At 50.6% G+C, this 11,984-nt stretch carries 6 protein-coding genes and 1 pseudogene; 2 read left to right on the top strand and 5 right to left on the bottom strand.

Annotated elements, in window-relative coordinates; all coding sequences use genetic code 11:
- Positions 1–4 precede the first annotated feature (4 nt).
- On the bottom strand, positions 5–343 hold the full coding sequence (gene glnK, locus R3177_RS01680; RefSeq protein WP_046552658.1) for a P-II family nitrogen regulator: 339 nt from the start codon (positions 341–343) through the stop codon (positions 5–7).
- A gap of 302 nt (positions 344–645) precedes the next feature.
- Between glnK and R3177_RS01675 the strand changes: the two genes are divergently transcribed.
- Entirely contained in the window at positions 646–3,909 is a 3,264-nt protein-coding gene (locus R3177_RS01675) for a two-component regulator propeller domain-containing protein (RefSeq protein WP_318969336.1), read from the top strand.
- Here the strand turns inward: R3177_RS01675 and R3177_RS01670 are convergent.
- The 4 genes from R3177_RS01670 to R3177_RS01655 all read right to left on the bottom strand — a co-directional run bounded on the left by R3177_RS01670 (position 3,906) and on the right by R3177_RS01655 (position 11,467).
- Complete coding sequence (locus R3177_RS01670; protein ID WP_318969308.1) at positions 3,906–4,292, bottom strand: YacL family protein; 387 nt, start codon at positions 4,290–4,292, stop codon at positions 3,906–3,908. The genes R3177_RS01675 and R3177_RS01670 overlap by 4 nt on opposite strands.
- A gap of 229 nt (positions 4,293–4,521) precedes the next feature.
- Complete coding sequence (acnB, locus tag R3177_RS01665; protein ID WP_318969307.1) at positions 4,522–7,119, bottom strand: bifunctional aconitate hydratase 2/2-methylisocitrate dehydratase; 2,598 nt, start codon at positions 7,117–7,119, stop codon at positions 4,522–4,524.
- A gap of 657 nt (positions 7,120–7,776) precedes the next feature.
- Entirely contained in the window at positions 7,777–9,846 is a 2,070-nt protein-coding gene (locus tag R3177_RS01660; RefSeq protein WP_318969306.1) for a M13 family metallopeptidase, read from the bottom strand.
- 121 nt (positions 9,847–9,967) lie between these two features.
- Positions 9,968–11,467 carry a DUF3612 domain-containing protein gene (locus R3177_RS01655; RefSeq protein WP_318969305.1) on the bottom strand — a complete coding sequence of 500 codons (1,500 nt, stop codon included), beginning with the start codon at positions 11,465–11,467 and terminating at the stop codon, positions 9,968–9,970.
- 326 nt (positions 11,468–11,793) lie between these two features.
- Here R3177_RS01655 and R3177_RS01650 point away from each other — a divergent pair.
- Positions 11,794–11,984: pseudogene (locus R3177_RS01650) on the top strand (malate synthase); the annotation flags it as partial.

Below are 11,984 nucleotides of genomic sequence, written 5' to 3'. Positions count from 1 at the left end.
CTCCTTAAATCGCTTCAGCGTCAGTTTCGCCGGTACGGATCCGAACGGCACGTTCCAGCTCATAAACAAAAATTTTACCGTCACCGATCCGGCCGGTATGAGCCGCTTGCTGAATTGCCTCCAGCAAGCGATCAACCTGATCGTCCAGTACCGCAATTTCCAGTTTTACTTTGGGCAGGAAATCGACCTGATATTCAGCGCCGCGATATAATTCGGTATGTCCTTTCTGACGGCCAAAGCCTTTTACTTCGGTAACCGTTAAACCTTCTACCCCAATGTCTGCAATAGCTTCGCGAACATCGTCCAGTTTAAACGGCTTGATGATGGCACAAACAAGCTTCATGATGGTTTCCTTATGTACTAATCTTCTGCGATTGCACATAACACAAGAAAACCTTGTGCCACTTTTTAAATTTACCTTTGTTACAAAGACATAGCTTATTTTAGACACCGTTTAACGCACCAGACGCCCCATAATGGTGCGGCAATTCCCGTTGACTGTGCAAAGAAAATGCCGCCGCAGCGCTATTGCAACCGCGACAAATGCGGCTATGCTGTATATCAGATAAACACAATATTCGTTGTCTCAGCATCCAAGGTTTTATTATGTACCTGGCTTTCAGATGTTGCTGTTCTCTGTTACCTGTGCTGTTGGCTCTGCTTTCCCTGCCACTGTATTCAACATCATTTTCTGAAGTTCCGGCAGCCTCACGGTTTGCCAGAATTGATATTGGACAAGGATTATCTCAGACTACCGTCACTTCACTTGCCCAGGACCACAGCGGCAATATCTGGATTGGCACCCAGAGTGGCCTGAATCGCTATGACGGCTTTGCCGTTCAGGTATTTCTGCCTGAGCAGCAACTCAGTCAGTCTCTCAGTGATAACTTTGTCACGTCGTTGCTGGTGGATAACCAGGGAATGCTCTGGGTTGGCACCCTTAATGGTCTGAATCACTTTGATCCGGTCGCTGGCACCTTTAAAAACATCAGCCTGGCACATAGCGGCAGGGATTCAGAACCGCTGGTACTGGCGCTTCATCTGGACACACAACAACGACTGTGGATTGGCACCAATCAGGGGCTGGCGATGTGGCAGCACACCAGCCAGCAGGCACAATGGTTTGGTGATACCAATCAGTATATCACTGCATTATCGGCCGATAATGCAGGCAACTTATGGCTTGGCACCCCGCGTGGTCTTATTCGCTTTGATCACCAGACAGAGCAGCTTATCACTGTTAAAAACTTTCCATATCCCGATGCCTCTGTCATGACGCTCTATCATGATAAAGCGGGCCGGTTGTGGGTGGGCCTGGAGCGCGAAGGGCTGCTGATGCAGCAGCCAGGGGCAGCCGACTGGACTGAACTTGACATTACCAGCTACAGCAATGGGGTAAGCAGTAAGGAAATTCGCAGCATTATTATGGACAATGCCGGTGATATCTGGGTAGGCACCCAACATGGGTTGAGCCGGTTATCGCAGCATAACGGGCGCTGGCAACAGCAGGTTTCCTATCATCACCAGCGCAATAATCCATCCAGTCTTGGCAATGGCAAAGTCACGGCACTGTTGCAGGACCAGGACGACAGTATCTGGATTGGCACCTGGAATGGCGGCGTATCCCGGCTGAATCTGGCCAATAACCTGTTTATCAGTATCAGCCGCGATTTAGCGCTGATGGACAGCGCCAGAAACCCCGCTACGATCAGCCTCGCCGCCTATAACACTACCTTATGGGCAGGTACCGCTGATGGTCTGTTTACCCTGGACTTAGCAGGGGTAAACTTTAGTCTGGCCACCGCTATCAGCAAAGGCTTAACCTTCTATTGCAGTCTGCAACGTTCTGACGAGATATGGTTTGGTCATGGTCAGGGTATTGTCGCAGTTAATCCTGCCAATGGCGATTACCGGCAAGTGCCATTGCCGGCTGACGTACCGCCGGGTCCGGTGCGCCGTTTATGGTATTCAGATAATCTGCTGTGGCTGGCCATTGATCAATTCGGGCTGGTGGTGCTTAACGAAGCAAGCCAGCGCATCGTGGCCCAATATCCGTTCAGCCGAGCTATTACGTTTATTGAGCCTGTCGGCCAGCACTATGTCCTGGTGGGATCTTATCAGGGGCTGTCCTGGTTTCAGGCAGCGGATGCCAGCCTGATCTATGAACATTCACTCGCCGCCGGCGATAGCGCCGTGCTTACCACCTTGCCTGCCGCCCCCATGGCTTATCTGAAAACGGCTGATGATCGTCACTGGCTGGCAACTAATGGTACCGGCTTATTTGAATTAATATTGCCCAGACCATTTCATGACCCCGCTTTGGCCCGTTTCAGACAATATTCTGAGGCCGGGGGCTTAGCCAGTGGTCAGTTAAAAGCAGCAGAACTCGATGAGGCCGGCAACATCTGGTTAAGCAGTGCCTTCGGTATTTCAGTATTCAGTCCTGCCTCTGAACGCTTCCGGAATTTTGGTTACCGGCATGGCGCCCTGCGCAGCGACTATATTAATGCCTCCAGCACTACCATGGCTGATGGCACTATTGTCTTTGGTGGTATGGATGGTTTTACCTTATTTCAGCCACAGCAGGTGCTGAACTATTCTGCCGGTACCATTGCAGCACCTGCTATCCTGGATATTGAGGTGAATGGCCGGAAAATAGCACTGCCGCAAGCAACGTTAACAATACCGGCCACGGATAATCGCCGTTTCAGTGTGCATTACTCCACCCGCGAATTTATTGAAACCACCCAGGTACAATTTCAGTACCGGCTCGATCCGGTAACGTCTGACTGGATCACCCAGAATGATACCGGACGCAGTGCCAGCTTTGAACGGTTACCCCCGGGTGATTATCTGTTCCGGCTGCGGGCCGGGTTAGCCGAATCTGGCTGGAGCAATGAGACCACGCTGAAAATAAAGGTGAAGCCGCTGTGGTGGGAAACCTGGCTGGCCAGAACCCTGCTGGCAGGCCTGTTGCTGGGCATGCTGTACGGACTGCATTTATTCCGCTTAAAACATCTTCGCAAACAGCAGGAAGAAATGGCCTGGCTGGTTGAGCAACGCACTGAGGCTTTAAATGAACGTAGCCGCGCGCTGCAGGAATCCAAAAATAAAGCCGAGCAAACCTTGCTGCAGCTTGAATCAACGGTCAAGGAGCTGGTCCGAACCGAAAAAATGGCAGCATTGGGCCAGCTGGTTGCCGGGGTGGCTCACGAAGTTAACACGCCATTAGGCGTGGCACTGACCGCTAACAGTGTGGTGACAGAAGAAAGCCAGCTGTTACAGCAAAAACTGGCCAGCGGCAATATCCGCCGGCAGGAGCTGGATAACTACCTGAGCAAACTGGTGCAGGCCGGACAGTTGCTTGACAACAATCTGCAGCGTGCTGCCCAGTTGGTTGCCAATTTTAAGCAGGTGTCTGTTGACCTTACTGCGGACAACCAGCGCCAGTTTAATCTTGCCAGGTATCTCGATGAATTGCTTGATAGCCTGAGCTTGATGTGGCGCAACCGCAAAGTCCGGTTACAGATGGATTGTCCCGACACCATTGTAATGGACAGCTTTCCCGGCACCATTGGCCAGATAATAACCAACTTCACCCAGAATGCGGTAATTCATGGCTTTCAGGGGCGGGACAGCGGTGAAATTACTATTGAATGCCGCCGCCTCGATGATCAGGTAGAAATCCGTTTTGCTGATAACGGTACCGGCATCAGCAACGAGAATATTGAACGGATATTTGACCCTTTTTTCACCACGAACCGGCAACAGGGCGGCAGCGGCCTGGGCTTACATATTGTGTTCAATCTGATTACCCAGAAACTGGGCGGTACGGTAAAAGTCAGCAGCACACCGGGCAAAGGCACCTGTTTTACGCTACGGTTACCGTTAAAAGCCACGGTGGATTAGTCTGACAGGAACTGCTGCCACTGACGCAGCAGCTTCAGCAAATCTTCCAGTCCGCACTGGCTGCTCATGCTCTGCTGGTCTAACTGCAAATCATCTTCAGCCAAAGCTTGTTGCTGGTTAGTTTGCTCGTCGGCACTTTGATAAAACAGGCTGTTATGGCTAATTGTTACTTCACTGTTTTCAACTTCCAGCAAAAACTCCCGCCCATGATACTGCATGCTTTGTTGCGGTTTTAACGAGCTCAGCTGTTGTATTAATGATGAATAGGCTGCTGCCTGCTGGCCAAAATCGTCCAGCAAAAAACGGCCTAACACCTCATGTTCGCCAGCAAGCCGGATGCTGAACTGGCGGGTTGTGCGATCAAAAATAAAATCGTATTCCATTTTGTGATTCCACGTTTAACTGGCAGCAAGCGGCGCCTGCATACTCTGCCGGGCTCGCCACAGTAACTCGCGCCTGCAACGCTCAGACACCCTGTGTCGGCCCAACAGAGCATCCAGGCCCGCTCCACTATAGTTATATTTCGTCAATTATTGCATGCTAACTGTTCGCTGCTAATTAACACCTAGAAAAAAGGCCTGCAGTTGCAGGCCTTTAGCACAACAATGGCAATTACACCGCTTGCTGGATAATCACATTATCTGCTTTTTTGGTGTACTGCGGCATCTGATGGAAATTCAGATAACGGTAGGTATCGGCCGCGGTAGCATCAATTTGCTTCGCGTATTCCAGATACTCCGCTACTGTCGGCAGTTTGCCAATAATAGAGGCAACCGCTGCCAGTTCCGCTGAAGCTAAGTAAACATTCGCCCCCTGACCTAGCCGGTTAGGGAAGTTGCGGGTAGAGGTTGATACGACCGTTGAGTTCTCGGCAACGCGGGCCTGGTTACCCATACACAGTGAACATCCCGGCATTTCAGTGCGGGCACCGACTTTACCGAAAATACTGTAGTAACCTTCCTCAGTTAACTGTGCCTGGTCCATTTTGGTCGGCGGCGCTATCCATAACCGGGTCGGTAACTGGCCTTTGTATTTATCCAGCAACTTACCAGCAGCCCGGAAGTGACCGATATTGGTCATACAGGATCCGATAAATACTTCGTCAATGTTATCGCCAGCCACCTCAGACAGTAAACGGGCGTCATCCGGATCATTTGGTGCACACAATACCGGCTCTTTAATATCCGCCAGGTCGATTTCAATCACTTCAGTGTATTCAGCATCAGCATCGGCTGACATCAGCTGCGGATCTTTTAACCAGGCCTGCATCGCCTGAATACGGCGCTCAATGGTACGGACATCACCATAGCCTTCTGAAATCATCCATTTCAGCATGACGATATTCGATTCTAAATACTCAGCAATAGACTCCTGCGACAGCTTGATAGTACAACCTGCTGCTGAGCGCTCGGCAGAGGCATCGGATAACTCAAACGCCTGCTCCACCGTTAAGTTTGGTAAACCTTCGATTTCCAGAATACGGCCAGAGAAGATATTCTTCTTGCCTTTCTTATCCACGGTTAATAAACCTTTCTGAATCGCCACGTACGGAATGGCATGCACTAAGTCACGCAGGGTAATACCAGGCTGCATTTCGCCTTTAAACCGCACCAGTACCGACTCCGGCATATCCAGTGGCATAACACCGGTCGCAGCAGCAAAGGCTACTAAACCAGAACCGGCCGGGAATGAAATACCGATCGGGAAACGGGTATGGGAGTCACCACCGGTACCTACGGTATCTGGCAGTAACATCCGGTTTAACCAGCTGTGGATAATACCATCGCCCGGACGCAGTGCCACGCCGCCACGGTTCATAATAAAGTCTGGCAGGGTATGGTGGGTATCTACGTCTACCGGCTTAGGATAGGCGGCAGTGTGACAGAATGACTGCATGGTTAAATCAGCAGAGAAACCTAAGCACGCTAAGTCTTTTAACTCATCGCGGGTCATCGGGCCGGTGGTATCCTGTGAACCAACGGTCGTCATCTTCGGCTCACAATAGGTGCCAGGCCGGATCCCTTTTACACCACAAGCTTTACCAACCATTTTCTGGGCCAGGGTAAAACCTTTGCCAGAATCAGTTTTGGGTAACGGCCGGCGGAATTTATCTGACGGGCCTTTGCCTAAAAATTCACGGGCCCGGTCAGTTAAGCCCCGGCCGATAATCAACGGAATACGGCCGCCGGCGCGAACTTCATCAATTAATACGTCTGTTGCCAGGCTGAACTCGGCCAGTACTTCGTCAGTACCATGGCGAACAATTTTGCCCTCAAATGGCAGAATATCAATGACATCGCCCATTTCCAGGTTGCTGACATCGACTTCTATCGGTAAGGCACCGGAGTCTTCCATAGTGTTAAAGAAGATAGGGGCAATTTTGCCACCTAACACAAAACCGCCACCGCGCTTATTTGGCACATAGGGAATATCATCCCCCATAAACCACAGTACAGAATTTGTCGCTGATTTACGTGATGAACCGGTTCCTACCACATCGCCAACATAGGCCAGTGGATAACCTTTCTGATTCAGCTCTTCTAATTGCTTGATCGGGCCAACAGTACCGGGCTGATCCGGGTTAATGCCTTCGCGGCTATTTTTCAGCATTGCCAGGGCATGCAGCGGGATATCCGGCCGTGACCAGGCATCCGGTGCCGGGGATAAATCGTCAGTGTTGGTTTCGCCTGATACTTTAAATACCGTAACGGTAATTTTCTCTGCCAGCGCAGGCTTGGCTTCAAACCACTCGGCATCGGCCCAGCTTTGCAGTACCTGTTTGGCATAGGCATTACCGGCATCAGCTTTTTCGGTCACATCGTGAAAGGCATCAAAAATCAGCAGAGTATGTGACAAGGCTTTCGCCGCAATCGGGGCCAGCTTTTCGTTATCCAGCAAACTGATTAACGGCTCGATATTGTAGCCACCCATCATGGTGCCTAACAGCTCGGTTGCCCGCTCAGCAGTGATCAGGCTGCAGCTTGCTTCACCTTTGGCCACAGCGGCTAAGAAACCGGCTTTCACATAGGCCGCTTCATCCACCCCGGGTGGTACCCGGTTTACCAGTAAATCAACCAGGGTGTCTTCTTCGCCTTTTGGCGGGTTTTTTAACAGTTCAACTAAGGCGGCTACCTGCTCGGCATTGAGCGGTTTTGGCGGGATACCTTGCGCTGCGCGCTCGGCCACATGTTCGCGATATTGTTGTAGCACAGTATGATCCTCTTGGTCGTTGCCGGCAGTCTTGCTACTGCGGCGTCATTCTTAGAATGAATGGGCGCGATTATATGAAAATTCGGGCCAAATTGACATCAGGCCGTTAACCACGCCACTTATAGTGGGTATAAATGGCGTGAATGGGAAACCGGATGTTATATATTCTTTGTTATAGTGGTCAGACCTCAGCATCTCGGTGTTGCTGCCGATTTGAGTGCAAAGATGCCGGTTACAACGCCCGCTCTGGCTCGCCACAGCAATTACTTCGGGCATCCTGCCCTTCGCGAGCCAGCAAAGCTGTTCAAATTCGTTCCCGACGAATTTGTCGCCTGTTGCCTGTAGCAGAGGTTAGAATCCCGAACTGGGCGCCACAGAGTGTCTGAGCAAATGCGCGAGCATTTGTGAGTTGCTGTGGCGAGCCAGCGCGGGAATTGTAACCGGCGCCATATCACTTGGCTATTGGACACTCATATACAAAAAAGGCTGAGCAGTTGCGTGCTCAGCCTGTGTAGTCTAGCAGAAAAATATTACCCTATGGTTTTCAACATGCACGTAGGCAGCAAGACCGTCAATCTCCATGAGCTTAGCGTTACTAAGTGATTGGAGTTGATGGTCGCAGCTAACACCCGTGCATTTTGAAAGACGACGGGTAAATTACCAGATCTTAACGCGCTGCTCCGGCGCGATATACATCGCATCGCCTTCTTTAATATCAAAGGCCGTGTAAAACTCAGGAATATTTGGCAGTACGCCAATTACCCGGTAATGTGCCGGCGAATGTGGCCCGGTACTTAACTGGCGGCGCAGCGCTTCTTCGCGAAACTTAGTGCGCCATACCTGGGCCCAGCTGATAAAGAACCGTTGCTCGCCGGTATAGCCATCCATTACCGGTGCGTCTTTACCGTCCAGCGATAACTTGTAAGCTTTTAATGCTACCGTCATGCCGCCTAAGTCACCAATGTTTTCACCCAGCGCGACGGCACCGTTAACATTAACGCCCGGCAGCGGTTCAAACTTATTGTACTGACCTATTAACTTCGCACCACGCGCCTGAAACTGACCTTTATCCTGCTCGGTCCACCAGTTCCGTAAATTGCCGTTACCATCATACTTGGCACCCTGATCATCAAACCCATGGCCAATTTCATGGCCAATCACGCCACCAATACCACCATAGTTTACCGCGTCATCCGCATCCATATTAAAGAACGGAGGCTGCAATATTGCCGCAGGAAACACAATTTCATTATTTACCGGGTTATAGTAAGCATTAACGGTCTGCGGGGTCATAAACCACTCGCTTTTATCAATCGGCTGGCCCAGCTTCGCCACCATCTGATCGTAATTCCAGTGGCTGGCCCGAATAAAGTTACCGACTAAATCATCGGCTTTTATTTCTAAGGCCGAGTAATCTTTCCATTTATCCGGGTAGCCAATTTTCGGTGTGAACTTGCTTAGCTTATCCAGCGCTGCCACCTTGGTATCTTCAGTCATCCATTCCAGTTCTTTAATGGAAATTTCATAAGCCTTAATCAGGTTGGCTACCAGTTCCTCCATCCGCGCCTTGGCTTCAGGTTTAAAGTGGCGCTCCACATAAAGTTTGCCGGTCAGTTCACCCAATACCTGATCTGACGCATCTACCGCCCGTTTCCAGCGTGGTTGCTGCTGCTCGGTACCACTTAACGTAGTGCCATAAAACGCAAAACGACGGTCAGCAAAGTTGCTGCTCAGTTTGTCGGCATAACCATGGATGGTTTTTAAGGTCAGGTAGTCCTGCCAGCTTTGTATGTCAGTGGCGTCGACAACCTTGGCAAATCCGGCAAAGTAGCTCGGCTGGCGCACGATAATGTCAGTGACGCCGGCCAGTTTGACGCCATCTGCAAACGCGGCCCAGTCGAAACTGCCCATGCTGCTGTTAAGCTCAGTCACGGTAACTTTATTGTAGGTCTTATCTGCATTACGGTTGTCTAACCGGGTCCAGTGGTGCTCTGCCAGGGCTTTTTCAAGCGTAAACACGCGCTCAGCGGCAGCCGCAGGTTCAGCATGACCTGCCAGGCTGAACATATCGGTTAAGTACGCTTTGTAATCGGCAATAAGTTTTAGCGATTTTTCGTCATCATTAAAATAGTAATCACGGTCTGGCAGCCCCAGGCCACCCTGGCCCAGATAAACAGCATACTCAGTAGAGTTTTTGGCATCGTTGTTAATAAACCAGCCAAACGGAATGGCAATACCATCACGTTGTAACCGGGCAAATAATGCGGGTAACTGTGCTTTGCTGTCCAGTGAGTTAATCGCATCCAGTTGCGGCTGGAGTGGTGATAAACCCAGCTGTTCAATGGTCGCTTCGTCCATAAAACTGTTATAAAAATGGCCTAATTTCTGCTCGTCAGAGCCGGCCTTTAAATCAGTACGGGCCGACACTTCATCAATAATCGCTTTAACCGCCTGCTGTGAATTGTCGTTTAAAATATGAAAGGATCCGTAAGATGACTTATCAGCCGGAATGTCAGTCTCGGCCAGCCATTTACCGTTGACGGCCAGAAAGAAATCTTCACTGAATTTAACCGCCGGGTCGAAATACTGGCTGTCCACGCCAGACACCCGTGGGGCCTCAGCCTGAGCAACCGCCGGCTCACTGGTTTTGGTGGCAGCAGGTTCGCTGCAAGCGGTTAAACCTAGTGCCAGCGCAACGCTGGCAGCAATAATACTGAGTTTTTTCATTATCTGTTCCTGAAATACGCGGATAGAAGTAGGTTATGGTGATATTATCGGGGCTATCTTAGCGCTGTCATCAGCCAAAGCCAAATATCGGTGGCGGCCAAGTTGTAACAGAATATATTCGCTAGGCACACTGATAACAGCCGGGACTGCGCGGGCAGCTGTTGCCCCTGGCGCAAATTAACTGGGCCGGTTTCTGCAAGCTTCTGGCCACCCAGTTGATATTTAAAATATTAGCGACACTGGTTAGTGAGGTCTGAATAGCTTTTGGCACTCTGGCACCACCGGCACTGCTAATGCACAGCTGCTTAAGCTCACCGGCCATTGTATCGGCATCCACCCCCTGTGCCAGTAGTGCCGGATTCAGGTCAATGCCGGCGCACAATACGTGACGATTACCTGCCAGATCAGTGACTTTAGTCGACTCACAGCAGTAAATCCGTGGCTGGCCGTTGACATCCAGTAACGACAACTGGGCTGAGCTTGCCACCCCGTCCACATCAAACATCCGAAATACTGCCCAGTTCTGACACGGGTCTTCCACCTTGCGCATATTGCCCCATGGCAACGGAATACCGTTACCACGATATACGGCTTTCAGTTTACCCGGGGTATAAGCATCAAAATAATGCCAGTGCGTATAAGGCGAGACGGCTGTCATGCGACGCATGGCGACCGACGCGGATACACCTGCCTGCTGGTGGCTGCTGATCTCATACCCCTGCCGGTCGAGTAACTGGCGAAACGGTAGCTTGGGACACAGCAGCGCACCGGCAAAAAAGCTCGATTCAAAATCGCGCCAGGCATGCAGAATATCCTGCGGCTGCACGCCACTTGAATGTGACAGCTCATCATCATGAGTACCCCCTACTGTCATACTGCTTTTGACGCCATCTTTATTATGCAGCACCGCATGACCAATATGGACTGCCAGCTCGTATTTTAAGCGGGTGGAAAACTGCTGCAGCAAACGGTTTAAATGCAAGGTGGCGGGCGGGGTGAAAAACGAGGTGGACACGTTTTTCGACAACACACCTAGTTCATCCAGAATATCTTTGGGTGGCTCGTCAAACCAGCATACTTTCAGTCCCAGCTGTTTAATAATGGCCAGCAGCTCATCGACACTCAGCGGCATCCGTTTCTGACCGACCTCTTCTGCTGCCCTTTCCAGTTCAGGGAAGTGGTTCTGATGATGCTCCTGATGCGCCCGGATCAGCAGCTGGGCAAACTGCTTACCACTGGTACCGGTTTGTGACAGCATCTCCGGAATAGCAATTTGCAGAATGTCATTCGAGAATAAAAAGCCCGGCTCCAGCGCCATACCACTGATACCACCACGGCTGCCTTTTTGCGGTGTCAGATCCTGTTCATGGTCCTCACCGTCCAGAAACCAGTCAATGTCTTTTTGAAATACTTCTGCTATTACCTCGAGCATTTCAATACCGGGCGTACGCTTACCCCGTTCAATCATTGACAGATAGGAGACTGACGGCGCCTGCTCCGGATTAACCCGGATGCAACGGGTAGACAAGTCCTCCATCGTTAAGTTATTGCGCTTTCTCAGGTTTCTTATTTTAGTTCCTAAAAAATGCGACTTTCTGAGCAGGCTTTTATTGGTTTTCATTTTGTAAAATTCACACTGTAAAATTTTTATTGTGAAATTATGCTGATTTTTAGCCTAGACTAGTTTTTAACCGATAGCAACTGGTCTGCGTTCTAAAAGACGCGCCGGTAACGAAGGTCCGGAATCCTGATAGCGCAGCCACAGAGTGTCTGAGCGAACGCGCAAGCGGCAGCGACAAATTCGTCAGGAACGAATTTGAACAGCGTCAGCTGGCTTGCGGAAGGCAGGACGCCTGCAGTAGTTCTGTGGCGAGCACAGCAGGAGTTGCGGGCCGAAGTGTTAAATAACTTTTGGTAAAAAGACCCGACAAAAACGAGGATAACAACATGACGACACTGGCCCCTACCCCCAGCCAACACACGCCAAACCAACCTGCCTGGATGGCGACCGAGCTTAGCGTTATCAATCAGCTGAACGAGCGCCATGTCAAGCAGATCATGGATTACTCAAAAGGCTTTCTGGATAAAACGTTTCCGCTTGCTGCAGGCTCGCATAAAGATGTTGTCTGCTACATGGT

The organism is Arsukibacterium sp. (genome assembly GCF_033722355.1).
Lineage (GTDB): Bacteria > Pseudomonadota > Gammaproteobacteria > Enterobacterales > Alteromonadaceae > Alishewanella.
Note: the sequence above shows the minus strand (reverse complement) of the source record. Positions and strands in the feature narration are given on the sequence as shown.